Genomic DNA, 26,410 nt, shown 5'->3' with positions numbered 1-26,410 from the left:
CCCGCGTGGAACGTTTTCCCAACGAAGCCCCATACCAGCGGCATGGTCACATGGCTCCCCCGGGTGCTGGTAGCGAACAAAGGTGCCGTGATTGACCGGTCAAGTGGCTGAATTCGCACCCTACTGTTTCGGCCTAAATGTAGAGATCAAGAGAGGAGGGGATTTTTCGCCACCTTACGAGAACAAGCGTTTCACGTACGTGCATCGGAAAGAATAAGGCGGTCCTTCAACCTCACAACGGGGAGCGAACACATGCCTGATCCCACTGAGATCGCCGTGATCAGCTCTGTCCTACCCGCCACGTTCTCCTTCCTCTTCCAGCGCTTGGAACACCTGCTCAGTTCCCGCGGCTCCGAGCCAGAGGGAGACATTGCCCTGCCCGATGGCTTGGTCGGTGCCCTTGATATGCCGCTGCAGCCCGCCCAGAACCAACTGCAGACCCGGCGTGGCGAACTCGAAGTGCTGAGGGACGCCCTCGCGATCTATGCACGCGGAGAGGCCCCCGCCCGCACTTCGGATCAGGCGCTCCTGCGCAACCTGACCCGGTTGCGTGGAGCCCTGGAGGACATCTACGGCCAGCACCTGACCTTCGACGGAGAAGACAGGCCAGCCTCCGGTCCGTTCGTACACCAAAAGCTCACGACGGTGGCCGGGGAGGCCACGGGCATGGACGCCGAGGAGATTGCTGGAAGTACCCGAGTGGTCCAAGACGTATCGACCGTCGACTCCGGCGGGACCCTGACGGGCATGAAGGCCCGTCGGATCGACACGCAGTAGCTATGCGCCGGCTGACTCCTCCGCACAGCCCTCTTGTAGCAACTCCTAACCCGAAGGACCAGGCATTGCCCCTGAATGTGTCGAGCGATCCGAACCCTGTGCCCCTGACTTCCCCGCCGTCAGGCGACCTTCCCGAGCCGACGGCCGAGCAGTCTGCATTCCGCAAGGAGGTCCCGCCCCCGGAGGACGAAATCCAAGCGACCCAAAGCTCCGAGACGAAGGAGGCACCACTTCCGGAACAGCCCAGTTCAGAACCTGCAGTCAATGCACAGCCCTCGGACGGGGTGCAGAAGCCATACGAACCCGCCTCGACGGATACAGTTCGCAACCCCGAAAACGAGAACGATTCCGATGACGGGACCGACGCGAACGTCCGCCAGAACGTTGGCCAGAACAGCGGAACCGTCATCGGCATCCAGAACATCAGCGAAATCCACCGCCTACGCGGCACCCCTCTGCCCCAGGAGTGGATCGATGCGCAGCTTCACACCTATCTGCCCGACGACGGCACAACGAAAGCCCTCAGCGAGCTCTTCGCCAACCACCGGATCGCCGCTCTGCACGCCGAAGCCGGGACCGGCCGATACACCACGGCCCTTCACGCGCTCACCCGCCAAGGGGTGGGCGCTATTCGCCAGGTTCGGCGTGAACCCAACGAACAGGTGGACCTCGAAGGCCTCAAAGACGAGGACACAGGCTGGATCTTGGACCTGAGGGACGAGGAAGAGACTCTCCGCCCCGGGTTCGGACTCCATCTCCGCGAGGTTCCCGGCCACCTGCGCGAGACCCGTTCGTTCGTGGCCGTGGTCACCCATTCCAAAACCTGGAAGGACGTGGCCCACGAGGCTCCCCGCCTGGCACACCCACTTGTTCCGCCACGCACCCTCGACGTGCTCCGCGCACACCTAAGCCGACCACCGCTCGCCGTCGACGAGCCGGAGGAGTGGCTCCGCTCAACCAAGATCATCGAGCGGCTAACCGGCGCCTCACCGGCCGACGCCGTCCGCTGGGCCCGCATTATCACAGCCGCCACCGCCCTCAACCGCACCAGCGCAGAGGACGTGAGCTTCGACGACCTCGTCGAATCCGTCATCCAATCCGCTCAGAACTGGCGCCGCGAGTTGCGCATATGGCACACCAAGAACACGGTCAGCGCACACCGGAACTACCTGTTGGCTGCAGCCGCCCTCGACGGGGCACCCGCCGAGGTCATCTACGAAGCCCACACAACCCTCGGCACAGCGCTCGAGGACACAACTCAGCCAAGCAGGGGGCAACAGGGGCCCGGCATCATCGAACTCACCCACGAAAGCGGGGCAGAACTCAGCGCCGAGGACCGCATCCGCTTCCTGAAGCCCGGCTACGCCGAAGCGGTCGTCGACTACTTCTGGGTCGACCGCCCCCACCATGTCGCGGCCTTCACCCGGTGGACCGCAGAACAGGCCGCTTCACTCCCTCGCGATCTCGCAATCCCTCTAGCAAACCGAGTCACCCAGTGGGCTATTCGCTACACCGTCACCAAACCGAGCTTCACCATCCTGCGCGCGGTCGCCACCCACTGGGCCAGCACCCAACACCTCCGCGATCACGCCAAGGACCTCCTAGTCGCGGCAGCCGTCGACCCGACAACCGGCAGGCGTGCCCGCGAGCAATACCTCGCCTGGGCCAAAGCCCCCGACACGGAGGAACTCACCCACCGCAAGCACTCGCCCACCGTCCTCAAACAGGCTCTCGCCAACGCCCTAGCCCAACTCGGCCCCGCCTACCCTCAGATCGCCCTCAAGCGTCTGTCCGAGCTCGCTGTCAACACCAGCGACCCCGCCGTCGCGGACGCCGTCGGCGACGCACTCACAGCCCTCTGGGACCAGCCACGCCTCCAAGACACGATCCGCACCACCCTCACCTCCTGGTTCAGTGCCTCCCAACACCACTACAGGTCCACCGCAGGCCGCGCCTTCCTCCAACTCGCCGACCGGACCACGGCTGGCGGAACCCCTGTGTTCCTGGCAAGGTCCAATACCGAACTCGATACCTGGACCATCACCGGCTGGCGCTGTGCCCTCGACGACCCAAACCCCTACATCCAGGAGGTCTTCAACACCTGGATGGAAGCCGCCCTCACAGACGCTGAACTGCGCCCCGCGATCCGCAACATCTTCACTGAAGCGCTTATGCGTTCCGAAGCCGACCGCATCTACCTCGCGCCACGCTTCATTGTCCTCAACCATGCAGCCAACGGCTGGGAGCCTGCTCATGCGGGACAACAGCCCACCGACCGCACACGCCTACGCGACGAACTTCTGACCGAACTCCGAGCAGCAGACCCCACCGCCCCCGACCACCAACGCCATGCCCCGCCCAGGCGCTAGAAACAATGCCTGGCCCACGCCCCGGACAGGCACGCTCGATATCACCTGCTCAGCACCCAGCTCCATCCCCGGCGCATTCTTCACCCTCACTCTCACTGGAGAATGGGAAGAACTCCCTTCACCTCAACCGCACCACAGCCCCGAAGCGACCGCCACCGACCACGCACTGACCATTGCCCGCAACATCACCTCTGCCCTTCCCATCACCGATGCCGTTCCGGCCGCCGCACGCATTAACACTCTTCTCGGTCGCCCCACCGAAATTCACCACATTCCGGTGAGACTCGTTTGGGCGAAGGTCCATCTCAGCGCAGAATCCAACACCGTTCAGGCCGCGATAGACCACCAACGCCACCTGCACGAGCATGAACTGCGCCGCACAGAGCAGACCCGGCGCCTCGATGAAGCACGCGTTTTGCGCGATAGCTTGCTCTCCGATCCCTCCCTGGGCTTGGCCTACTGGTTTGCCACCGCACCGGAAACCATCGACAAGGACACATTGGCCCGACTGGAAGAACTTCTTCTCACCGCCTCCACTTACGCACCGCAGGGCCTCTGGGCCCCACTCGCCCGCCTACTGATGGAGTTCGCCGCACGACTGCATGATGAGGACAAGGCTCACCTGATAGACACACTCGCCGCACTCACCGACCGGTACGGGCAGGCGGATATCGCCACAGCCATCAGTGCGCTGCGCCCCATACCATCGTCGGAGCCGCCGGCCCGCGATGAGCACAGGCAAGGTGGCTGACCGGCACCGTACTCACCGCCCACACCGGCCCGTCTGCAAGTGGCCCTCCCAGCCACGCTCTCTGCTCCGAGTGCGGCGCGAAACGAGCGGTCTTGTAGCCCGTGGGCTATTTGTGGGCTAGAGGGACTGACACCCCATCACCTAACGCTCTGACCTGCGAAAACTCCTGGGACTCGAACGGCCTCCGGAGCCGTGTGCGCAGGTTCGAATCCTGCCGGGGGTACCTCGCAGAAGGTACTCAAACGCCCCGCCACCAGCCACGATGCTGAGTGCGGGGCGTTGTTGCGTGTGCAGGCGGATGCAGCTGCCTGCCCGGGCAGACCCCAAAACCCGGACACGACCAACCGCAAGAGAGGCCGTCAGCAAACTGGCGGGCCCCGCGAAAGTTCGAGGCCAGCGCCAAGGTGCTGGTAGTTCTCCAGCGGTGAAGGCCGCGCAGTGTTGAGTCGCTCCGCCGGGCTATCCTGAGCCGCAGAGCGGAGGTGGGGGTTGCGCAGCGGCAATGTCAGGCAAGGAGCCCGATCGAACAGTGACCGGCCCCAACGCTGCTGCGTCACTTGTTCCGCTGCGCCGGCGACTGACAACACTGCTCAACGCTGCGCACGATGCCGCCGGGACCGGTCCGATCAACTTCATGATCCACCTGTGTACTCCACCGGCGGCTTCTGCGACACCGACGAATTGACCGACGAATTGCGCGCGGCACTTGAGAGTCGACACTTCGGACGCGTGATCAAATTCTTTCGTCACCACCCCCGTCATTTTAGCGTATTCAGCAAGGCGGCCCCCGCCCCACCTCGGGCAACAGCAGTCGAGTCCCATGGAGCATTGAATGCCACGCCATGACACGTCAAACACGCCGGTCTTCAGTCTGTACTACATCGCTATCGACACCGAGGCCGGCGTGACGCCGGAGCAATTCGAAGCCTTTGTTCGCAACAAAGGCGTGCACATTCCCTGCTACCCCGGGTGGCGCTGGACGCTGCTGCGCGGCCTGCGTGGCGAACGAGCCGGCCAATACATGATGCTGTTCGAAATCGATGACGCCGGGCAGCGCGACCGCTACCTGGCGGCTGACGGCAATCAAACAGAATTGGCACGTCAGTTCTGGCGCGATCGTCGCGAGGCCCGGGAGCTCATACGCGAATGGAAGAAATACGGCACATTCAGCGAATTGCCCACGATCTATACCGACTACCGCTTGCTGGCGGAAAACAAGAAAAGCACCGTCCCCGATGGGCCGCGCTATCAGGAGCGCGGCCCGGGAGAAGAACCTCTCGCCCGGGTGATCGGCATCCACAATCTCGCACTGCGCCCCGATGTCCGGGCAGATACCTTCGAAAGCTTCATCGCTGAAAATCATCATCGCATCGAGGACTATCCCGACTGGAAATTCCGCCTGCTGAAAGGCGAGCGCGGAAACCGGCTGGATCAGTATGTAGTGCTGATGGAGATTGCCAGCCTCGCGGCACTCCACGCGTTCTATCCTGATGCGGACATCGCGACTGCCGAGGCTGCTGCATTCGCCAAGGACTATCGGGACACGAAGCAGATGTACGAGGAATGGAAGCAACTGGCTTCGTTCTCCGGCTCACCGCAGATCTACACCGACTACCTGTCGGTGGCGGAAAGCCTGAGCTGACGCGAGTGGGGTGATCTCACCAACTTCCAGTTGGTCTTGCCGTGTTCGAAATGGCGGGCTGACGCACGGGCAGGTGACCTCGGAAGCAAGGCTGACCAGAGGCCACGCGCGGACCTCGAAGCGAAGGGAAAGCCCGGGTTCGACGTGGACATCGCCGTCCGGGACTCCTCGGCAGAGGCATCGCGTGACCGGTGTCAGCCGGCTCTGTGCGCGGGGACTTCCTCGACAGCCGGACGGTGGTTCATGGCCCAGCGGATCGTACGTGTCAGACCGAGGCCCGCCCAGCGCACTCCGGTCCTCTCCACAAGGGGGAGAGAGGGCAGCCCCAGCGGTGCGCGGGCCCAGGACGGCAGCAGCGCCGTCGCGTTGGCGGCGAGTACGGCATAGGGAGCGCGGGCGCTCAAGGGCAGCGGCGGATGCCGCAGCAGGAAGCGGGCGGCGTCCTCGGCCTCCGGTGTGGCGTGCAGTTCGTGCCGGTAGGCGGCGATTCGCTCGTCCAGCTCCCTGCGGCAGCGTGGCGGGTCGAGTGCGCCGAGCGCGGCGGCGACGCGGGCGGTGTCGGCTATGTAGTCGTCGTACTCGGCCGCCGTCAACCGCCGCGCGCCGTAGCGCTGGTGGGCCCGCTGAAAGCTGTCGACCTCGGCGACGTGCACCCAGGTCAGCAGATGGGGGTCGGCGGCGTGGTACTCCGCTCCCCCACCGTTACGTCCCCTCACGCGCTGGTGCACGCTCCTGACGCTGTCGACCGCCTGTTGTGCGTCGTCCGCCGCGCCGTAGGTCGTCATGGCGAGGAAGGTGCTGGTCCGCTGCAGCCGCCCCCACGGGTCGCCCTTGTATCCGGAGTGCCCCGCGACGGCTGCCATGGCGAGCGGATGCAGAGACTGGAGCAGCAGTGCGCTGAGCCCGCCGATGAACATGGACGCGTCACCGTGCACAGTCCGGATCGGGCTGCCCTCGGCGAACCACCTCGGTCCGGGCGTCCCGTGGATTCTGGCCCGGTTCTCCGCCCCTCCCGGGCCGGCCACTCTCTCGAAGAGGCTGCTGCCCAGCCGTTCCCGCACCGCTGAGACGCCGGTCGTCCACCACACCATGTCTCCAGTGTCCGCCCTGGGCCACGGAAACCGAAGGGCCGCAAGGTACGGCGAAGGTCACCGGACGACGCGGAGCGGAGCCGTACCGGGGAAGAAGGGCCGGAGCAGGTCCGGCCGGGGACCTCGTCCGGCACCGTCAGGGTCGCTGGAGGCCGGCGGGACCTCCTCAGCCGGCGGTCCAGGCTTCCTCGACCGGGACGGGACGGCCCAGGACGTCGCACGCCGCGCGGTGGCCGGAGTGGAGTGCGGCGGTGACCGTGGCCGGATCGTCGGTCCACGTCGCCTCGCCCGCCAGATGCAGCACCCCGCCCACCGGGGTGGCGAGGAGGTCGTGGTCCTCGGGTGCGGAGCCCACGGTCATGTACGCGTACGAGCCGCGCGCGTAGGGGTCGTCCTGCCACGAGGTCACGTGGACGCCGACGGGGGTCTCGACGCGGGCGCCGTAGAGGCGGCGGAGCTCGCCGAGGACCGATTCGACGATCCGCGACGGCTCCCAGCCCCGCGTCTCCCGCGCGGCCGGACCGGCGGCGAACGTGAGGAGCGTCGGGACGCCGTGCACGGCGGTGAGGTCGTACCAGGAGTGCCACCAGGCACCGTTGGCGCCCTGCTGGCGGACGGCGTACACCTTCTCGTCCCAGAACTTCGAGGGGAAGCTGAGGAAGACCTTCTCGAAGGCGTTCATCTCGAGGCGGGACAGCGCGCCGGCCACCGGTTCGGGCAGCGGGGGTTCGATGGTGAACTCCGCGGACTTCAGCACTCCGACGGGGACGGTGACCACGGCGCGGTTCGCCGTGAACACGCCCTGGCCGGTGGTGACTTCGACCCCGCCGGACGACCAGCGGACCGAGGTGACGACGTGCCCGAGCCGGACGTCGAGTCCCGCCGCGAGGTGCGTCGCGAGGGCGTCGTAGCCGTCGGGGAAGACGACCTCGTCGCCGTCGATCCAGTCGTCGTCGAGCCCGTGCGCATCGAGTTCGCCGCTGCTGACGCCGTACTGCTCCTCGGTGCGATGGCGCAGGAACTCCCGGACGCGCTCGGCGCGTTCCGCCTCCCACCCCTGGGCGGCCAGGGCGGTCTCGGCCGCCTCGGCGTAGGAGTGCCCCGGCGGGAGGTCGGCCACGACGCGGGCGAGTTCGGCGTCCACCGCGCCGATGTCGGCCACGAAGCGCCGCACTTCGTCGTCGGTGAGGCGTGCGCCCGAGGGGCCGTAGTACGCGATGGGCCTGCTGTGGGGCTGGTACCCGCCGACGGTGAACTCCACGGTCCGCAGCCCGAACGCGGACGCCGCCGCGGCGACCGGGCTGTCGGACACCCCGTGGATCCAGGAGGCGCCGAGATCGGTGACGGCCCCGCCGCCGGCCTCCCGGTCGCTCCACACCCGTCCGCCGACGCGGTCGCGGGCTTCGAGCACGACGACCCGGCGTCCGCTCCGGGCGAGCAGCCGTGCCGCGGTCAGCCCCGCGATTCCCGCACCCACCACGATCGTGTCGACCCGGTTCATCGCTCCCACCCCTCTCCCGGCGCGGTTCGCGTGGCGCGCCCGGTCAGCGTAGTGGCCGGCCCGCCGCTTCGAGCCCTCCTCCCGGCGGGCCGTACGAGTGTGGAGGTGCGGGACGTGCAGGCGCGGCGGCCCGCCGAACGAGGGATACCGGGCGGGCTCCGTTTGACGAAGCGGCGTCCCTGAGACGGGTTGACGAAGGAGTCCGCGAGTCCCGGAGGCAACCGTGCGTCTGCTCCTCATCCATCCGAGTGCGCTGATGTACTCGGAGATCTTCCTGCGCCTGGAACCCCTCGGTCTGGAGCGCGTTGCCGGCGCCGCCCGGGATGCCGGGCACGAGGTCCGTGTGATCGACCTTCAGGTCTCCACGCATGCCGACGCCGAGCGGACGATGACGCGGTTCGAGCCTCACGCGGTCGGCTTCTCCCTCAACTACCTGGCCAACATCCCCGAGGCGATCGACCTCGCTCACAGGGCCAAGGCGATCGTGCCCTCCGCCCACGTCTTCTTCGGCGGTCACAGCGTGTCCTTCGTGGCGGAGGACGTGCTGGAGCAGGCCGAAGGTGCCGTCGACTCGGTCGTCCGGGGTGAGGGCGAACCCGCCGTCGGTCCGCTGCTGGACGGGCTGGCGCACGGCGGCGTCGACGGCGTCCCCGGCATCGTCACCGCGGACGGCCGCGGGCCCGGCCCGACGATGATGCACAGCATCGACACCCCGCGTCCGGCCCGTGACCTGCTCTCCCATCGGCGGCGCTACTTCATCGGCGAGCTCGACCCCTGCGCATCGATCGAGTTCACAAGGGGATGCCCGTGGGACTGCTCCTTCTGCTCGGCCTGGACCTTCTACGGACGCAGCTACCGCAAGGCGTCTCCTGAGGCGGCGGGCGAGGAGATGGCGAGCATCCGCGAACGCAACGTCTTCATCGTCGACGACGTGGCCTTCATCCGCCCCGAGCACGGTGACGCCATCGCCGCCGAGATCGAACGCCGCCGCATCCGGAAGCGCTACTACCTGGAGACCCGCGCGGACGTCCTCCTGCGCCACCCGGAGATCTTCGAGCGCTGGGCGCGACTGGGACTCCAGTACATGTTCCTCGGGATGGAAGCGCTGGACGCCGAGGGTCTGGATCTGTACCGCAAACGCGTCAGCCCCGACGACAACTTCAAGGCTCTGGAACTCGCCCGGAAGATGGGCATCAGCGTTGCGATCAACCTGATCGTCGATCCGGCCTGGGACGAGGAACGGTTCCGCGTGGTCCGCGAGTTCGCCCTCTCGGTGCCGGAGATCGTGCACCTCACGGTCATGACGCCCTACCCGGGCACCGAGGTGTGGCACACCGAGTCGCGGCGGCTGACCAGCCGGGACTACCGGTTGTTCGACATCCAGCACGCCGTCGTGCCGACCACCCTGCCGCTGGATGTCTTCTACAGGGAACTCGTCCGCACCCAGGCCGTCATCAATCGCAAACACCTGGGCCTGCGCACCGCGTTCGGCGCGCTGCGCGTACTGGGCGGCAACCTGATGCGGGGCCAGACCAATTTCGCGCGCATGCTGTGGCGATTCAACACCGTCTACAACCCCGAGCGTCAGCTCGCGGACCATTACCGGCCGGTCCGGTACGAGCTGCCCCTGCCGCCGCGCACCGACGTCGGCGACCGCCGCAAGCTCTACGTCCACGACCGCAAACCCGCTCGCGGCAGGGGCGTGGCCGCCGCGGAATGAACGCCGAGGGCGGGACGGCCGGCACGGGGTTGCGCACGGTGCGCGCGTGGCGGGGCGCGACAGCTGAGTAGGCGGCTCGGGTACGCGTACTCATCCCGGGCCGTCCCGCGCTCCCTACTCTCACTCGGAGGAGAGGTACCCGGGGGTGGGGGGCGACATGACGTGGAAACGCGGCACGGTGGTGACGGTGCTCGCTCTGCTGGTGAGCGGCTGCGGTGTGCTGTCGTCGAAGGCGGACCGGCAGCGGGCGCAGGAACTGGCCGACGCAGTCCACCCGGGGGAGCTGAGGGTCGTCGGCGCGCGGAAGCTCTTCCCCGAGACCACGGGATCAGAGGTCACCTTCGCGCTCCGCGGCGATCCCGACGCGTTCGTGCGCCTGCGCGTGGACGCGGGAGACGACCGGTGCGGCGGCCTGCCGTGCGCACAGGCGCTGCGGGACGCCAGAAGACAGGGCGAAGCCGCGGCGGCCGAGTGGCGGGCGATGAAGGCCGAGTTCGCAGACTGCGGGTACGAGGTGCACGCCGCGACCGTCTCACGCGGCGCGGTCACCGATCCGTGGATCGCCCATGCGCTGACCGACGACAACGTGACGGACGTCCTCGCACGCATCGGCGACTGCCTGGAGAGCTACTCGCGCTCACTGCCGGCCGGGCAGACGGCAGGTCGCACGAGCATGACGGTGCACATCGCGCACCCGTCCACGGTCCGTGGCCTCCCGGCCGGCCGGGAGGACGAACCGACGCTCGTACGCAAGACCCGTCGCAAACTGGGCGCGGCCCTCGCGGGCCGTGCCTCCTACGCGGTGACGTACGCGTGGCGCGAGGGCGTGGTGCGGCCGGAGACCGGGACGGCGCGGATCGTGCTGCCTTTCGAAGAGCGCCAGAAGTTCAACGACCGGGTGCATGCGTCCACTTCGGAGTGGCTGAGGAGCAAGCACCCGGACGCGAAGGTGTCCCGGGTCTACGGCGGCGCATGGACTCTGCGGCCCGGCAGAGTGGACCGCATGCGCGGTTGGGTGCTGTTCTGCAAGGGCCCCGAGGAGCAGGAGAAGCGCTGCCTGGGGAACCACGCGCTGGCGGTGACGGTCGACGCGAAGGGGCGTCTGACGGGCGAACCGGCGGTGGTCGAGAACGTACGGGAAGGGCGGGGGGCGCTGCGGCTTCCGCCGCTGGACTGAGCCGCGTCGCACCCCCTGAGCGTTCCGGGAACGGACGTCATCTCTCGGCGTACCACAGGAACAGGCCGCCAAGGACGACGAGTCCGGCGGCTTCCACGATCGAGACCGAGACCAAGAGTGCGCTGTTCGTGCCGTAGCACCAGAAACCGATGAGTGCGGCGAAGGGCGCCGCGAGGAAGGCCACGAGGTCGACGATCGCCTGTGTGGTCTTGCGGGAGACCCGCTTGGCATCGCTGCGGTGGTAGGTCTCCCATCCGAAGAGCGGCTCGTGAACGCTTGTGGCGTTTGCGAGGCGGGTTGCGAGTTCGGTGCGCGTGTAACGTCCGATGGCTGAGATCTTCTCGTCGTTGACCAGATAGGTCCATCCGAGCACGACACAGACCACTGGCAGGGCCAGGATCAGTTGCACGAGTTTCGTCTGCGCGGCGACGGCCGTCACGGCTGTCACCGCTCCGAGTGTCACGTACAGCAGATTGTCCCGGAACCCGATACGTGCTCGCTGTTCCTCCTTGAGTTGTGCGTACTCAGCGAGCAGTACGGTGCTCGCACCGGCTTCTGCGTCACCAGCGGTCATGAACACCACCTCCGTTTCGCGGCACGCACGGGGACCGGCCGGCATGCCCCGGTGCGCGCGCCCGCACGCCCCGGGAGGGCTGCGAAGCCCGGCATGCTGCCATCAGTCGGGGTCGGTGAAGTGTGGCGGACGGTTGGGATTGTTCCGTTCGACCCAGCCCTTTCCGTCGGCCGCGATGCCTTCCAGGAGACGGAAGGCGTGAACGAAACCAGCCGCGTCGAGGTTGATGTCGGTCAGTTCCTGGGCATTCTCGTCCGGAGCGAGCTGATGCGTGTCGGCGTCCTTGACACGGATCTCTCTGGCAGGCCCGTTGGAGAGAACCAGTTCCAGGTCGTATCCGACGTTGTCGCGTTCGGTGACCTGCACGGAGGAGAGCGCGTCGAAACGGTAGTTGCTCCGTTGCTCGTTCGTACGTGTGGATTCGGTGAAGTCGAACACGGCGTTCACTTCCCGGACACCGTCCCGTGTCACCAGGAACAGACGCAGGCTGTAACGCGAGTAGCGCCAGGGGCCTCCCCTCTCCCGCGCTCGATCGTAGGGACGTGCCGGCGTCATCAGCATGGTGTGGGTGATGATGTCGCGCCAGGAGAGCTGGTAGTGACGGAGCACCTCGTCGACGAACAAGGTCTTGTCACAGGTGAGCCACGTCTCCATTTGAGTTTCGCTGGGCCGCATGGTGTCCAGGAAGGTCTTCCAGCGCTGGTACTCCGCCTGCCTCGCGCTCAGACGCTCCTTGTGCTCCTGGGTATCTTCGGCGACTCGTTGCTCTTCGCCGCGCATGTGCAGCCATACGGACGTGGCTTTGCGTCCGCTCCAGAAGGCTCCGAACACGGCGAAGAGGGAGAGCAGAACGTTGGGCGAGTTGCCGACTGCGGAAATGACCGCACCGATGGCGGTAATGCCCAGGACAGTGAGGGCGATCACGCATATGGCCTTGGTCTTCGCCGATGTCCGGTGCTGCCGGCGGTAGGCGAACAAGGTGCCGTTGTTGTGGCGGTCCCGTACGTCTTCGGCCAGGTACCGGATCAGCCAGTCGACCCGGCCCACGTTGATTCTGCTCTCGCGGTAGAGAAACGCGATCTCGGCCACGAGGCTGTTACGGATGCCCGCGGTGTGGGCGAGCCAATGCTGGGCGTCGTACCCGGCAGGCAGGAAGGCACTGAAATGGAAGAGGAAGGAAAGGTGAACCCGGTTGGTGAACCCGTCTCCCGCTGAGGGTGGATTATTCGCGTACCAGGAGAAGTACTCGTCCTTGGTCCTCAGCCGGTGTTCCTGATACCACCATTGCCGGCCGTGGTGTGCGGCGGTGGCTCCGGCACCGAGCGCTGTCAGCAACTCGACCACCGATGCCACCGGTTGCGCCATGACGGCCGGGATCCAGAGGAACCCGGCGGTGACGACGAACACAGCGATCAGGGCGCCGATGCGGTCCCGGGCGCCGTAGGCGTCGTTCGCCCGGGGCAGCTCGGACCGTGGGCCGATGGGTACGGGCTCGAAGTAGGCCCAGACACGCTGAGCGCGATCGTTGCTGTGACGGTCGTTCTCGGCCTGCTCGCGGGTCTGGGCCCACAAGCTGTCTTTCACTCCGCCGGTGAGCACGAGGTCGAGGTGGCGGATGATCAGGTCACGCTGCGACCGCGGCAGGTCCTGCAACCGCTTGAGCGCTGACCCGGCTGCGCCGTCCGGCTCGCCGAGAGGCTCCAGCAGGTCGAAGACGACCTGCAGGGCGGTTTTCCACACGCCGTCCCCGTAGCTTCCCAACGCTTCCGAGACCTGGCGCAGTTGCTCGCGTTCCTCGGCACCGAGGTCGTGATGGGTGCGTTTGCTGAGCACGGCGAGCGCCCAGTGGAAACGAACCTCCGCGTCGTCGACGTGTCCGTTGGCTATCGCTTCGGTGATCAGGTCGCGGGCACGGCTCGGCACGCCGTTCTTCAGGAATCGCAGACCGATCTTGTACTTGTCCTCGGGCGATGCTTCCGGAGGGACGATGTACACGTTCGAGTTGTGCACGGCTTCGGCCTGGATACCGACGGTGGAGCCGTGTGCGGCCGAGTTGTGTGTGAAACCGAGGCCTTCAGTCACGGCAACTCACCCGCCGCCACGATCAGAGGCGCGAGCCCGGCCGTCAGCCCGGGAACGTCGGCGATCAGGCCGCGTAACCTCTTGAGTGCCAGAGTGGCCCCTTTCGGTGATTCCTGCGTTTCCTCCTTCACCGCTCGGACTGCCACGTCCAGTTCAGCCTGCGCCGCACTGCAGATGTCCTCGTCGAGGACGCCCTCGGCGTGGTGGCGCTGCAACTGCTCACGGAAGCGCTCCAGTTCCGGAACCAGGCCCGCCGGGCCGGATGCCTTCGGAACCGCGCTCATGTGGACGGTGCTGCCGGAGACCGAGCCGGCCATGATTCCCACAGTGCTGGAACTGGCGGTGTTGCTGACATTTCCTAAGGGCGTACCGGAGCTGCTTTCCTGGGACATCGCGACCTGTTCCTGTTCGTCGATCAGTTCCGCGGCCAGTCGCGTGGCGAAGGCCGCCGCGTTCGCTGCGGCCCGTGGCTGCCAGTTGCGGTCCTCCGCGCTGCTTTTCGTGCCGTCCGCCCGGTCGCTGATGCCGCGGATGACGGCAACCGGTGAGCCGTTGAGATGACCGGCCTGCGCCACACCGGCGGCTTCCATCTCGATCGCGAGCGCGTCGTTGTAGTGCTGCCGGATCCACGTCGCCTCGGCTGAGATCCGCGAATTCTGCACCACCTCACCGGCGGCGACGGCACCGAAATGCACCTGTGGCGCGTCCGTTTCACCGGGCTCGTCGTCGGCCCAGTCGTTCACGCGTGCCAGATGGAAGCCGAGCTGGCTGATGCCGTGCCCCGCCTCCCACACTCGGGGACGCGACTTGAGTCCGTCGTCCTCGCTGGTCCCGCCCTGGTACGCGTACACATGAGTGGCCATCACCACATCCCCCAGCGGGGTGCCGTCCCATAACGCGCCTGCCACACCCACGAACATCACGGCCGCCGGTGAGAAATGCTGGATCGCGCGCTCCGCGAGCACCGCGGCGGGATGATTTCCCTTGCTTGTCAGACCGAGCGCCACGCGGCACGACGTGCCCCGCACGGTCCCGACCTCGAACCGCGTGCCCCGCTCATGACGGTGCACCCGCGGGCCGGTCAGCTTCCGGCGCACGGCCTCATATTCCAGGTTGAGGGCGGTGAGAATCACCACCAGGTCTTTCGTCATCTGTTTCCCCCTATTCTTCCGCCGGCGGCGGCAAGGGCCGGACCAGCGGCGGAGACAGCACCGCCCTCGGCCCGGCGCGGAACAACCTCGCCGGGCGCCCCACCGCGGCCTTGCGGCCCGATCCGGCCGGGACGATGAACCCCTTCACGGCTTGGACTTTCCGGTAGAAATTCCGGGTGTCGAGCTCGACCCCCCACACCGCCTCGTACACCTGCTGCAGTTCGGCGATGGTGAACAGATCCCCGCAGAACGCCGTGGCCAGCGCCGAGAACTCGAGCTTCGTACGTGCCCGTTCGACCCCATCCGTCACGATGCGGGTGTGATCGAAAGCCAGTCGCCGATGTCCGGACAGGAGGCCGTCCACGGGGACCCACGAGGCATCCGCGGCATCCGTTCCGGCGACCGGCTCGGGGAGGCCCGGCGCGATCGCCAGATGTGCCACGGAGACGACCCGCCCCCGCGGATCACGTCCCGCGTCTCCGTAGGTGGCCAGCTGCTCCAGGTGCAACCGGCCGGCGTCCAGGGCGGTCTCCTCCCCCAGCTCACGGCGCGCAGCGTCCAGGATCGCCTCACCGTCGTGGTTGAGGAAGCCACCCGGAAGCGCCTGCATTCCCGGAAAGGGCTCCTCGCCCCGCTCCACGAGCAGGACACACAGCCGCCCCTGACGCAACGTCAGGATCACGAGATCAACCGTGAGCAGGACCTGCGGCGGCGACCAGGACTCATCGTTCACGGATTGACCGTATCCGACTACTGTCAGATTGACAAGAATGGCGTCGGCGCCTCCCCGACCGCGGGCGGCCTTCTCATGGGGCAGGCCGACGGGGGCACTTGTCGGCGACGACGAGCGAGGCAGGACAGGCCCAGGCCGGAGCGGTGGTACCCGACACCCCGCCCGGCACCCCGCCCGGCACCCCGCCCGAGCCCACACCCTGCCCAGGCCGTCGAACACAGAAAGCGTGACCGTCCGCCGACGATCGGCAGACGGTCACGAAAGATCGAGGCGGCCGTCAGCTGTCAAGGAATGCACGTCCCGGCAAGGCCGCAGTCGCCTTGTGATCCGGGCGTAGCGCGACCCATCCGTGAATGGCAGACACCAGAGCAAGTGCGCTCATGAGGAAGCCGAGGACTGCCGAAAGGTTGTCGGCACGCCGGCCGTTGAGGATCAAGGCGGCGGCTGCGACGACGGACAGCGCGCCGCGTGGACTGTGAAGTCTCCGTTCCGTCACTTGGCCTGGGCGAGCGAGACCGCGTCGGGGCCGGCGGGGAACCGGAGCTGGCCGGTCGTGTCGTGCACGGCACGCCACACGGTCTCGGCGACGTCGCTCTCCTCGGTGTACAGATCCTGGTTCATGAAACCGCCCATGACCTTCTCCGCCCACGAGAGGTAGGGCTCCGGAATGGCCTCTTCCAGAGACCCCCCGTCCAGCGCGGTCTCGCCGAAGTTCGTGGTCAGACAGGCACCCGGCTCGACGGTCTTGGCCTGCACTCCGAAGTCCGCGAGTTCGAGCGCGAGGGAGGCGGTGAAGCCCTCGATGGCCGCCTTGCTCGCCTTGTAGACGGCGGTGAGCGGCATGTGGCCCAGCACCACGCTGGAGGTCACATTGACGACCACGCCTGAGCCGCGCTCGCGGAACTGGGGCAGCACGGCTTGGGTCATCGCCATCACGCCGAATGTGTTGGTCTCGAAGACCTCCCGTACCCGGGCCATCGGGGTCGCTTCGAACACGCCGATCGAGGGGATGCCGGCGTTGTTGACGAGGACGTCGACGGGCCCTGCCGCCTCGATCGCGCCGGTGATGGTTTCGGGCTTGGTCACATCGAGTTCGAGGACTCGGAGCCGGTCCGACTCGGGAAGGATTCCGGGACGCGGGGTGCGCATCGTCGCGATGACGTTCCACCCCTGCTCGTGGAAGTAGCGGGCGGTCTCCCGGCCGTATCCGGACGAGGTACCGGTGATCAGAACGGTCTTCATGACATGACTCCTGCGATATCTGGATGGATTCGCGGAGGGACTGACTAATTCCTGCTCCGCGAATTGCTCTTCTTCCATTCAATCGCTCTGAACGGCGAAAACAGTAGAACTATCCTCGCCTCTCCTTGCGCGATTCTCCCCCTGAGGCCCCTCCCGGCCCGGAGCTTCACCGAACTGGCGGCGGCACTCCCCGCTGAAATGCGAAGAGGTGTCATGGCGCACTTGGCGGCCTGACGTCGCCCGGGTGGCCGGTGAGCAGCACCGCTGCACGGGGCGAGGGCCAGTGCGTCCGGCCCGGGCGTCCTGAGCGTTGGAGCCCCCGAGACCGTCAGCCCAGGGTGCGGTCGAGGCCGAACGCGGCGCTGATCGAGGCGAGATGGGTGAACGTCCGAGGGCGCGGGCAGCGCCGTACACAGCTGCCGCCGCGCCCGTCCGAGGAGATTTCGTGCCGACCACCGTAAGAGCGGGCATCATCATTTCTCTCTGCTGCGCATGCGGCCTCGTCATTCTCGGGGTGAGCAATCCCGGGGCGTCACTGTTGCTCCACACCGTTGCCGCAGTCCTCGCGGGCATCGACATCCTTCTCGTGATCCGCCTGAAGAGGATGCGAAAATGAAGAGGTCTTCAACCATGCCGCACACCGGCATCTACATCCCCGTCGACAAGCTCGACGGGGATGGCACCTGGCTTGTGGTTCTCGCCTTCCTGGTGGCGCTGCTGGCAGTCGCAATCCGCTCACGGATGTGAGCCGGTACGGCGCCGCGTGGCCGCCCCGTGCGTCCCGTGCGTCCCGTGCGTCCCGTGCGTCCCGCGTACGTACTCGAAGATGCAGCTGACCGCCATCGCCGTACCGCCCAGCGCGGCCAGTAGTTCCAGCAGCGCCTGGCCGAACGGCCCACGTCCCCCAGGCGGGCGACCGGGGAGAGGCGCGGGCCGAGGCGTACCGGGGTGGCACACTCCGTCACTAAGTGACATAGTGTCGCTTGGCGACATCGAGTGGCGACTGGTCGGAGAGGTGCCCGTGGCGGCGGAGAAGCGCAGCGGAGGAGGCATGAGCGAGCAGCGGCGGGAGCGGCTGCGGCTGGAGATCTCCCGGGAGGCGGCACGGCTGTTCTGGGAGCAGGGGGTGGCGGCCACGAGCGGCGACCAGATCGCCGAGGCAGTCGGCCTCTCGACGCGCACGATCTGGCGCCACTTCCGCAGCAAGGAAAGCTGCGCCGAGCCGGTCGTCATGCGCGGCGTGGCCACCCTGATGAGCGTGCTGGGCGCCTGGCCGCGGACAAGTTCCCTGGAGGACCACCTCACCGGGGAGCTGAGCAGGTTCCGGCACGAGCCGCCGCCCGTCGATCTCGCCGACGAGATGCTCGGGGTGAAGATGATCCGGCTCGCCGACTCCGAACCGGCCCTGCGCACGGCCTGGTTGATGGCCTGCGACCGGACCGAGCAGCAGATGCGCACCATCATCGCCGACCGCCTCAGACGCCCCGAGAGCGATGTGGAGGTGCGCATGCACGCCGCCGCGGCGGCAGCGGTCGTACGGGTGCTGGACGAGCACATCGGCGCGGCCCTCCTCGCCGGCGCCGGACGCGGGGAGTTCGGGGACGTGGCGTCCGTCTCCCGCCGCTACGCGCAGGCGATCCGCACCGCCACCGGCGGCGCCGTCGGTGACCCCGCCGAGTGACCCCGCTGACGCCCGTCCCCGCAACTTCCGTACCGCAGAGGAGGTTTCCTATGTCCGCGTCCGCTGTTGTTCCGGGCGGGGCCCCGTACATACCCATCGAGGACTTCTTCGGCCCACCCGTCCGCACGGCCGCGTCGATCTCGCCCGACGGCACCAGGATCGCGTACCTGGCTCCCCGGAAAGACCGCCTCAACGTCTGGGTGGAGAGCGTCGGTTCGCCGGGCGAGCCGCGCTGCGTCACCGCAGACGGCAATCGCAGCGTGCACATGTACCACTGGACGGACGACCCCCGCTGGCTGCTCTACGAGCAGGACGGCGACGGCGACGAGAACTGGCACGTCCTCCGGGTCGACCTGGAGGACCCGGAGGCCCGCGCGGTCGATCTCACTCCCTTCCCCGGGGTCACCGCCACCGGTCTGGAGACGGCGGGCGCACGGCCGGGCACTGTACTGCTGCGTCTGAACCACCGCGTGCGCGCCGAGTTCGATCTGTACGAACTGGACATCGCCACGGGCGGGTTGACGATGCTGGCGCAGAACCCCGGCGAGGTCGCCGACTGGCTTCGCACCCCCGACGGCCGCCTCTACGTCCACACCCCGACAGCCGACGGCGACATCGAACTCGCCGAGTGGCACGCGGAGTCGGGCGAACGGCGCCCGGTCACGGTGTTCGACGGCTCCGACTACCCGCTCGGCGTCCAGCCGTTCCAGCTCACACCGGACGGCACCGGCGTGTGGTACGGGTCCAACCGGGACTGCGACCGGACGCGGCTGGCCCGGCTCGACCTGGCCACCGGGGCGGAGACCACCGTCGACGGTCACCCGGAGTACGACCTGGACACACGTTCCACGGTCTTCCCCATGCTGCCCTCGCCGCTGATCCGCCACCGGCGCACCGGTGAACTGCTCGGCGTCCGCTACCTCGGTGAGCGCCAGGTGATCCACCCGCTGGACGCGCACTTCGCCGAGGTGCTGAAGAACCTGGAGCGGCTCTCGGACGGTGATCTCGCCGCCGTCTCCGGCGACGCGAGCGGGCAGCGCTGGGTGGTCTCCTTCACCCACGACCGCGCACCGGGACACACCTGGTTCTACGACCACTCCACCGGAGCGGGACGGCTGCTCTTCCGCCCGTTCCCGCACCTGGATCCCGAGGACCTGGCCCCGATGACGCCGGTCACCGTCACCGCACGCGACGGGCTGGCCCTTCCCTCGTACCTGACACTCCCCGTCGGGACGGAACCGGCCGGGCTGCCGCTGGTGCTGCTCGTGCACGGCGGGCCCTGGTCACGCGACAGCTGGGGCTGCAATCCGCTGGTGCAACTGCTGGCCAACCGCGGCTGCGCGGTGCTCCAGGTCAACTTCCGCGGCTCGTCCGGCTTCGGCAAGGCGCTGATGAAGGCCGGGATCGGTCAGCTGGCCGGGAAGATGCACGACGACCTCGTCGACGCCGTGGAGTGGGCGGTCGCAGAGGGGTACGCCGACCGCGGCCGCGTCGCCGTCTTCGGCGGCTCGTACGGGGGTTACGCCGCCCTGGTCGGCGTCAGCTTCACCCCCCAGGTCTTCGCCGCCGCCGTCGATTTCTGCGGCGTCTCCGATCTCGTCACGTTCCTGCGGTCCGTCCCGGAGTTCACGCGCCGGCACCTGACCTCCAACTGGCATCTGTACGCGGGCGATCCCGACGACCCGGAGCAGGAGGCCGAGCTGCGGGCGCGGTCGCCGATCAGCCGCGTCGAGAGCATCCGCGCGCCGCTGATGGTTGTCCAGGGCGGCAACGACGTACGCGTCGTCAAGGCCGAGTCCGACCGGATCGTCGAGGCGCTGCGTGAACGCGACGTCGAGGTCGAGTACCTGGTCAAGGACGACGAGGGCCACGGCTTCGTGAACCCGGAGAACATCCTCGATGTCTACCGCGCGGCCGACCGCTTCCTCACCCGCCACCTGGGCCTGCGGGCGGGCCCGGGACCGGAACCGGAACCGGAACCGGAACCGGGACCGGGACCGGAACCGGAACCGCCCCGGGCCCCGGGCGCAGCCCCGCGATAGCCGGGCGGCCCGGCACACCACGACCCGCACCCGCCCGCGCTCATACACACAGTCGCACTCGCACTCGCACTCGCACTCGCAACAGCACCGACTACCTGATGGGTTGATCCGCATGACGGAACCCCTGCATCCCTCCGGCACCACGGCCGGCACCGGCCGGACGGAGGAGCCCGCGGCCCCCGCACGCCCCGCGAAGCAGACACCGCTGGACCACATGGGCGGCACCACGGGGCTCGTGTACACGATGCTGCCGATCACGGCTTTCGTGATCGTCAACGCCACGTTCGGACTGACGGCGGCCATCGGCGCCGCCCTCGCCGTCGCGCTGGCGACGGCCGGGCTGCGGCTGCTGCGCAAGGAGTCGCTCCAGCCCGCGCTCTCCGGCGTGTTCGGTGTCGCGGTCGCCTCGTTCGTCGCCTGGCAGACCGGATCGGCCAAGGGCTTCTTCCTCACGGGGATCTGGAGCAACCTGGCCCTCGGCGTCCTCTTCCTGCTCTCGGTCCTCGTCCGCCGACCGCTGGCCGGGATCGTCTGGGGCGCGCTCGACGGCACCGGCACCGCGTGGCTGCGGGACAAGACCGCACGGCGCTACTACGACATCGCCACGCTCACGCTGGTCGGCGTGTTCGCCGCCCGGTGGACCGTCTGGCAGTGGCTCTACGACGACGACCGCACCGGCTGGCTCGCCGTCGCCCGGATCGTGATGGGCTACCCGCTCCTCGCGCTGGCGCTGCTGGTGGTCCTGTGGGCAGGCCGGCGCGCGAGCAAGCGGATGAAGGCCCTGGCAGCGGAGGGGCGGACGTCATCGCCGGACCGGCCCGGCGGTCCGGAGGCACCCGGCGGACCAGGGGTTCCGAGCGGACCGGACGCGGCGATCGGTTCGTCCGGCCAGGGGACGTCCGGCCAGGGAGCGTCCGGCAGCCCGGACGGGGCCGGCCAGGCCGTCAGCCCGTGAAGAGCTCGGGCCCGAAGCGTCCCCACGCGGCCTCGGCCCCGAAGCGGCCCTCCACCACGACAGCGGTGATCACCGGAGGCCTCTCCGGCGTCGCCGGACCACGGCCCCGAGGTCGTGCCGACGCACCCGATGCCGAGGCCCCGGAGCCGTGTCAGTGCAGGTCGAGCCGCATCAGGACGCGTGGATGGCCGGCCAGCACGGAGGTGGTGTCGGCTGCGTGAGTGAATCCGGCACGCTCGAAGTTCATCCGGAGCCCGGCGTAGGCCATCGTCAGGTCGACCTTCGCGTCACCGTTGTCGAGGGGATACGCCTCGATGGCCGGGGCGCCGTGGGCGCGGGCGAACTCGGCCGCCCCGGCGATGAGAGCGTGCGAGATCCCCGTCTTCCGGTGGCCGGGGCGTACACGGATGCACCACAGGGACCAGACCGGCAGGTCGTCGACGTGCGGGATCTTACGGTTGCGCGCGAAGGAGGTGTCCGAGCGCGGTGCCACGGCGGCCCAGCCGACCGGCTCGTCGGCGTCGTAGGCCAGCACCCCCGGCGGGGGTTCCGTACGGCACAGCTCGGCCACGTACTCACCCCGGGACGGCCCGCGAAGCTCCTTGTTGAGCTTGGACGGGATCCGGTAGCTCAGACACCAGCAGACGTTGGCCGTCGGTGACTTCGGGCCGAGCAGGGTACGGACGTCCCCGAAGTCGGAGGCCGGGCGGATGTCTATGGTCATGGCGCCACAGTGTCACGGTGTCCATGGCGACGCTGCTCAGCTCTTCACCGGCACGGGGAGGCAACAGGTGATCCGGCTGTGGGACGCATGTCGAGAGGCGAGGGCGTGATGCCGGAAATGCTGGCGGAGCACACGATGGATGTGCGAGTGGAGTTCCACCACTTCTGTGTTCAGGAAGCCGACGATGATCTGGTTCCGGTGCCGTACCCGGACGGCACGGCACCGGACGGCCGGTTCCTGACGGCTCACGAGTGCCGCGTCGATGTGAGTAGCGCAGGCCACACCCACACGGCCACGCTGACAGCGCAGATATGGGACGAGCGGCCTGCCGAGGACACCGGCATCGCCTGGGAGGAGCAGGGGGAGACGGAGATCTGCTCGGGCTCCGGGACGTTGTCCTTCGTCGTCGTCGGCGGGCCCCAGCCCGAAACACTGGAACTGGGTGTTCCCGGTCGGCGCTGGGGCTTGCGGATCTGCAGCGCGGGCCGCCGGCAGGTTGCCCGTCTGGCGCCTGAGGGCGTTCCCCACGGCGTCGAGCAGTATCTTCTGCAGTTCTGGCCGGCAGGGGACGGATGACCGGTGAGAGGGGACCGGCGCCGCGCCGGCGCCGGGACGCCGGGACGCCGCGAGTGTGCCGCTACCGCTTCTTCTCCGTCAGGTCATAGAGGGTGGTCCTGCCGACCGTCGTCTTGGTGAAGTGCTCTTCGACCCAGGCAGCGATGCCGGAGGAGCCGCCCCTGCCGTCGCGGCCGGGCATGCTGCCGCCGTCGATGAAGTAGTGGATCCGGCCCTCGCGCACGTACTGCTTGAACTGCGCGAGGGTGGGAGCCGGGTCGGTGCCGTTGAAGCCGCCGATGGACATCACGGGCTGCCGGGTGGCGAGCTGGTAGCCGGCGCCGTTCATCGCACCGACGGTGGCAGCCGTCCACGTGTAGTCCTCAGCGTCCTCCGTCAGCTTTGCCCTGGCGGCGTCGCCGACCTGCCGGCCGTTGAGGAGTCCTGACATGGGGCCGCCGCCGGGGAGCGTTCGCCCCGCCCCCTCGGTGCCGGCGCCGTCTCCGGGTGGGGGACCGCCGGGCATCCCTTGCCCGCCCCGGCCGCCCTGGCCGCCCTGCCCGCCCTGCCCGCCCTGGCCGCCCTGCCCGCCGGGTGCGGGCATCCCTGGAGGGAACTGCCCCCGGCGGCCGTCCTGTTGCCCCGGGCCGTCCGTCCGTTCCGGCCCGCCGGGCCGGCCTTCTGTGCCGCCAGGCCCGCCGCCCGGACCGGAGCGTGCCACTGCCGGGCCGGCCGTCACGATGGCGCCGGAGTGCGGTGTGTGCACGGTGCTCAGGGTGTAGGCCACGGGCCCGGCCACCGACGCCGCGAGACCCAGTCCTGCCAGCCCGAGTACAGCCCGGCGCGGCAGGACGGACCTCAGCACGAGTCCCAGCGCCGCCGCCGACCCCGTCGCGAGGACGGCCCACTTGAGCCACGGCAGCCACTCCGCGGCGCGCCCCAGAAGCACGTACGACCACACAGCCGTGATCGCCACGACACCTGCCAGTGCCACCGACGCCGCCCGCTGCGTACGCCGCCGCCACAGCAGCACGGTGCCCATGGCGACGACCGCACACAGGTAAGGGGCGAGGGCAACGGTGTAGTACTCGTGGAAGATCCCGGACATCAGGCTGAAGACCGCGCCGGTGATCAGCAGCGAGCCGCCCCATGCCAGAAGTGCCGCGCGCTGTACGTCCGTACGGGCGGCCTTGCGCGTCACGACCAGCCCTGCGACGAGGAGGACGAGCGCGGCGGGCAGCAGCCAGGAGATCTGACCGCCGACCGCCTGGTCGAACATCCGGCCGATGCCGCTGCCGCCGAACGGGCCGCCTCCCGCGCCTCCCGGACCGCCGCCGCGGCCGGCCCCAGGCCCGACGCTTCCGGGCTCGTCGCCGGTGATGCGGCCCAACCCGTTGTAACCGAGGGTCAGTTCCAGAAAGCTGTTGTTCTGCGAGCCCCCGATGTACGGGCGCGATCCGGCAGGCCACAGCTCGGCGAGCGCGACCCACCAGCCGCAGCTTGCCACCATCGCGACTCCCCCGAGCAGCAGTTGCCCGACCCGGCGCAGCAACGGCGGCCGGGCGCACACGAGATGGACCGACGCCAGCGGCGGGACGATCAGCCACGCCTGAAGTGTCTTGGCGAGAAAGGCGAATCCGAGGCAGACCCCGCACAGAAGCAGCCACCTGCTGCCGGTGTCCTCGACGGCGCGCAGCAGGCAGTACACCGCGCACACCGTCAGCAGGCACAGCAGCGCGTCCGGGTTGTTGAAGCGGAACATCAGCGCCGCGACCGGAGTCACAGCCATCAGGCCGCCCGCCAGCAGTCCGGCAGCCGGTCCGAACCAGCGCCGCACGGACGCGTACAGCACAGCGACGGTTCCGACGCCCATCAGGGCCTGCGGCACCAGGATCTGCCAGCCGCCCAGGCCGAACAGCCGCACGGACAGGGCCATCGGCCACAGGGCAGCCGGCGGCTTGTCGACGGTGATCACGTTGGCCGCGTCCAGTGAGCCGAAGAGGAACGCCTTCCAGCTCTCGCTGCCCGCCTGGGCCGCGGCGGAGTAGAAGGAGTTGGCGTAGCCCGAAGCGCCCAGTCCGTACAGGAAGAGGACGGCCGTGAGCGCCAGCAGCGCCCAGTAGGAGGGCCGCTCCCAGCGGGGACGGCCGGAATCCGCGCCGGGGGCCGTGGGCCGGGCGAGCGGGCGGAAGGACAGGGAGCGGGTGAAGGCGGTCATGCCGTGGTCCGTTCGGTGGAGGGCTCGTCGTGGTGGTTCCGGCTGTCGCGGCCGTCGGCGGCGCCTTCGCTCTGTGGGGCGTGGCCGGGCGGACCGTCGGCACCGCCCGTCCGGGCCAACGCGTGCGCGTGCTCCTGCTCCTGCGCCTGCGGGGACGGGTCCTCGCCTTCCGCGGCGAAGACCCAGGTGCGGAAGAGCAGGAAGCGCAGCAGGGTCGCGGCCAGGTTGGCGACGATGAGCACCGCGAGTTCGGCACTGTGCGCGGGATGCGGGCCGGCGGCTTCGAGGGCAGCGAGTGAACCGCTGGTCAGTGCGAGCCCGATGGCGAAGACGACCAGCCCCTGAGCCTGATGCCGGACGATGCCCGCACGCCCGCGGACCCGGAAGGTGTGCCGGCGGTTGGCGGCCGTGTTGCCGAGAGCGGTGAGCAGCAGCGCCAGCGCGTTGGCGTACTGCGGGCCCAGTCCCAGGCGCAGCAGCGAGTAGAGCGCGAGGTATGCGAGCGTACTGAGGGCACCGACCACGCAGAAGCCGGCCAACTGGCGGGCCAGTCCCGTCGGCACCCCGGGCACCCGGCGGTCGCGGGGGTCGTCACCGAAGGGACGCCGCAGGCGGGCGAGCGGCAGCGCACCGGTGGCCAGCGCCCTGCCCACGCGCCACACGCCGCGCAGATCGGCCGCTGCCGTACGCAGGAGGTCGACCCGGCTGTCGGGGTCGTCCACCCAGTCGACAGGGACCTCGTGGATGCGCAGCCCGGCGCGCTCGGCGAGCACGAGCAGCTCCGTGTCGAAGAACCACCCGGTGTCCTCCACCATGGGCAGCAGCCGGTCCGCCACCTCGCCGCGGATCGCCTTGAATCCGCACTGCGCGTCGGAGAAGCGTGCGGCGAGCGAGCCGCGCAGGATCAGGTTGTACGCACGGGAGATCAGCTCCCTCTTCGGGCCGCGCACCACCCTCGAACCGCCCGCCAGCCGTGTTCCGACGGCGATGTCGGAGTGCCCGGAGACCAGCGGCGCCACCAGCGGCAGCAGGGCGTTGAGGTCCGTGGAGAGGTCGACGTCCAGATAGGCGCGTACCGGGGCGTCCGAGCGGCTCCACACCGTGTGCAGGGCACGGCCGCGTCCCTTCTTCTCCAGGCGTACGGCCACGACGTCGCTCAGTTCGACGGCCAGCCGGGAGGCGATCCGTTGCGTCCGGTCGGTGCTGGCGTTGTCGGCGACGGTGATGCGGAAGGGGTACGGGAAATGGTCCCCGAGGTATTCGTGCAGTCGCCGTACCGAGGTCTCGAGGGTGCTCTCCTCGTTGTACACGGGCACGACGATGTCGAGAACGGCCGGCCCGGGGCCCTCGTCCGGCGCCGCGGTGTGCAGCGGCCGCCGGGCGGGCAGGGCTTCTGTCGGCGGGGAGTGTGTTCGCATGTGCCGA

At 68.6% G+C, this 26,410-nt stretch carries 22 protein-coding genes and 1 tRNA gene; 13 read left to right on the top strand and 10 right to left on the bottom strand.

All coding sequences use genetic code 11. The features are described 5' to 3' along the window. Positions 1 to 252: 252 nt before the first annotated feature. From H343_RS0123050 to H343_RS0123035, 5 genes are all read left to right on the top strand, one after another. The gene (locus H343_RS0123050; protein WP_028433060.1) at positions 253 to 777 is read left to right on the top strand and encodes a hypothetical protein; all 525 of its coding nucleotides are present in this window, start codon (positions 253 to 255) and stop codon (positions 775 to 777) included. Between the two features lie 65 nt (positions 778 to 842). Further along, entirely contained in the window at positions 843 to 3,146 is a 2,304-nt protein-coding gene (locus tag H343_RS32370; RefSeq protein WP_486587019.1) for a hypothetical protein, read from the top strand. Continuing rightward, positions 3,127 to 3,897, top strand: coding sequence for a hypothetical protein (locus tag H343_RS32365; protein WP_051265844.1), 771 nt, complete (start codon positions 3,127 to 3,129; stop codon positions 3,895 to 3,897). Before H343_RS32370 ends, H343_RS32365 begins: the two co-directional genes overlap by 20 nt. A gap of 152 nt (positions 3,898 to 4,049) precedes the next feature. Next, positions 4,050 to 4,120, top strand: a tRNA-Arg gene (locus tag H343_RS35375). Between the two features lie 609 nt (positions 4,121 to 4,729). Continuing rightward, positions 4,730 to 5,539 carry a hypothetical protein gene (locus H343_RS0123035; protein WP_028433059.1) on the top strand — a complete coding sequence of 270 codons (810 nt, stop codon included), beginning with the start codon at positions 4,730 to 4,732 and terminating at the stop codon, positions 5,537 to 5,539. 194 nt (positions 5,540 to 5,733) lie between these two features. On the opposite strand, the gene H343_RS0123030 is transcribed toward H343_RS0123035, so the two are convergent. Then, complete coding sequence (locus tag H343_RS0123030) at positions 5,734 to 6,630, bottom strand: oxygenase MpaB family protein (protein ID WP_028433058.1); 897 nt, start codon at positions 6,628 to 6,630, stop codon at positions 5,734 to 5,736. Positions 6,631 to 6,796: 166 nt separating this feature from the next. Then, a complete protein-coding gene (locus H343_RS0123025) occupies positions 6,797 to 8,131 on the bottom strand; it encodes an NAD(P)/FAD-dependent oxidoreductase (protein WP_028433057.1) in 1,335 nt (444 codons plus the stop codon). A 223-nt stretch (positions 8,132 to 8,354) separates the two neighbouring features. On the opposite strand from H343_RS0123025, the gene hpnR reads away from it, so the two are divergent. Then, complete coding sequence (gene hpnR, locus H343_RS0123020; RefSeq protein ID WP_028433056.1) at positions 8,355 to 9,851, top strand: hopanoid C-3 methylase HpnR; 1,497 nt, start codon at positions 8,355 to 8,357, stop codon at positions 9,849 to 9,851. A 157-nt stretch (positions 9,852 to 10,008) separates the two neighbouring features. Further along, the gene (locus tag H343_RS0123015) at positions 10,009 to 11,028 is read left to right on the top strand and encodes an SCO7460 family lipoprotein (protein ID WP_037904799.1); all 1,020 of its coding nucleotides are present in this window, start codon (positions 10,009 to 10,011) and stop codon (positions 11,026 to 11,028) included. 37 nt (positions 11,029 to 11,065) lie between these two features. On the opposite strand, the gene H343_RS0123010 is transcribed toward H343_RS0123015, so the two are convergent. From H343_RS0123010 to H343_RS0122990, 5 genes are all read right to left on the bottom strand, one after another. After that, complete coding sequence (locus tag H343_RS0123010) at positions 11,066 to 11,602, bottom strand: hypothetical protein (protein WP_051265880.1); 537 nt, start codon at positions 11,600 to 11,602, stop codon at positions 11,066 to 11,068. A gap of 102 nt (positions 11,603 to 11,704) precedes the next feature. Then, on the bottom strand, positions 11,705 to 13,684 hold the full coding sequence (locus H343_RS0123005; protein ID WP_028433053.1) for a hypothetical protein: 1,980 nt from the start codon (positions 13,682 to 13,684) through the stop codon (positions 11,705 to 11,707). Continuing rightward, complete coding sequence (locus H343_RS0123000; protein WP_028433052.1) at positions 13,681 to 14,835, bottom strand: 5'-methylthioadenosine/S-adenosylhomocysteine nucleosidase; 1,155 nt, start codon at positions 14,833 to 14,835, stop codon at positions 13,681 to 13,683. The genes H343_RS0123005 and H343_RS0123000 overlap by 4 nt, the downstream gene beginning before the upstream one ends. Before the next feature lie 10 nt (positions 14,836 to 14,845). Next, positions 14,846 to 15,568: an NUDIX hydrolase gene (locus H343_RS0122995; protein WP_028433051.1), complete on the bottom strand. Its 723-nt coding sequence runs from the start codon at positions 15,566 to 15,568 to the stop codon at positions 14,846 to 14,848. A 492-nt stretch (positions 15,569 to 16,060) separates the two neighbouring features. Then, entirely contained in the window at positions 16,061 to 16,810 is a 750-nt protein-coding gene (locus H343_RS0122990; RefSeq protein ID WP_028433050.1) for an SDR family oxidoreductase, read from the bottom strand. Between the two features lie 445 nt (positions 16,811 to 17,255). On the opposite strand from H343_RS0122990, the gene H343_RS35370 reads away from it, so the two are divergent. The 5 genes from H343_RS35370 to H343_RS32355 all read left to right on the top strand — a co-directional run bounded on the left by H343_RS35370 (position 17,256) and on the right by H343_RS32355 (position 21,488). After that, the gene (locus tag H343_RS35370) at positions 17,256 to 17,426 is read left to right on the top strand and encodes a hypothetical protein (RefSeq protein ID WP_158679603.1); all 171 of its coding nucleotides are present in this window, start codon (positions 17,256 to 17,258) and stop codon (positions 17,424 to 17,426) included. Further along, a complete protein-coding gene (locus H343_RS36110; protein WP_486587018.1) occupies positions 17,423 to 17,557 on the top strand; it encodes a hypothetical protein in 135 nt (44 codons plus the stop codon). The genes H343_RS35370 and H343_RS36110 overlap by 4 nt, the downstream gene beginning before the upstream one ends. A gap of 229 nt (positions 17,558 to 17,786) precedes the next feature. Continuing rightward, positions 17,787 to 18,491 carry a TetR/AcrR family transcriptional regulator gene (locus H343_RS0122975; RefSeq protein WP_486587017.1) on the top strand — a complete coding sequence of 235 codons (705 nt, stop codon included), beginning with the start codon at positions 17,787 to 17,789 and terminating at the stop codon, positions 18,489 to 18,491. A 50-nt stretch (positions 18,492 to 18,541) separates the two neighbouring features. Continuing rightward, positions 18,542 to 20,533 (top strand): alpha/beta hydrolase family protein, encoded by a 1,992-nt coding sequence (locus H343_RS32360; RefSeq protein WP_078506047.1) that lies wholly within the window; start codon positions 18,542 to 18,544, stop codon positions 20,531 to 20,533. A 112-nt stretch (positions 20,534 to 20,645) separates the two neighbouring features. Further along, a complete protein-coding gene (locus tag H343_RS32355; protein ID WP_078506046.1) occupies positions 20,646 to 21,488 on the top strand; it encodes a DUF3159 domain-containing protein in 843 nt (280 codons plus the stop codon). Between the two features lie 151 nt (positions 21,489 to 21,639). Here H343_RS32355 and H343_RS0122955 read toward each other — a convergent pair whose 3' ends face one another. Next, positions 21,640 to 22,212 carry a GNAT family N-acetyltransferase gene (locus tag H343_RS0122955; RefSeq protein WP_028433048.1) on the bottom strand — a complete coding sequence of 191 codons (573 nt, stop codon included), beginning with the start codon at positions 22,210 to 22,212 and terminating at the stop codon, positions 21,640 to 21,642. Positions 22,213 to 22,299: 87 nt separating this feature from the next. On the opposite strand from H343_RS0122955, the gene H343_RS32350 reads away from it, so the two are divergent. Further along, on the top strand, positions 22,300 to 22,788 hold the full coding sequence (locus tag H343_RS32350) for a hypothetical protein (RefSeq protein WP_051265841.1): 489 nt from the start codon (positions 22,300 to 22,302) through the stop codon (positions 22,786 to 22,788). 61 nt (positions 22,789 to 22,849) lie between these two features. Here H343_RS32350 and H343_RS32345 read toward each other — a convergent pair whose 3' ends face one another. Both H343_RS32345 and H343_RS32340 read right to left on the bottom strand, forming a co-directional pair. Then, complete coding sequence (locus tag H343_RS32345; protein WP_078506045.1) at positions 22,850 to 24,985, bottom strand: glycosyltransferase family 39 protein; 2,136 nt, start codon at positions 24,983 to 24,985, stop codon at positions 22,850 to 22,852. Beyond that, a complete protein-coding gene (locus H343_RS32340; protein WP_051265837.1) occupies positions 24,982 to 26,403 on the bottom strand; it encodes a bifunctional glycosyltransferase family 2/GtrA family protein in 1,422 nt (473 codons plus the stop codon). The genes H343_RS32345 and H343_RS32340 overlap by 4 nt, the downstream gene beginning before the upstream one ends. Positions 26,404 to 26,410 lie beyond the last annotated feature (7 nt).

This window comes from Streptomyces sp. TAA204 (assembly GCF_000424965.1).
Note: the sequence above shows the minus strand (reverse complement) of the source record. Positions and strands in the feature narration are given on the sequence as shown.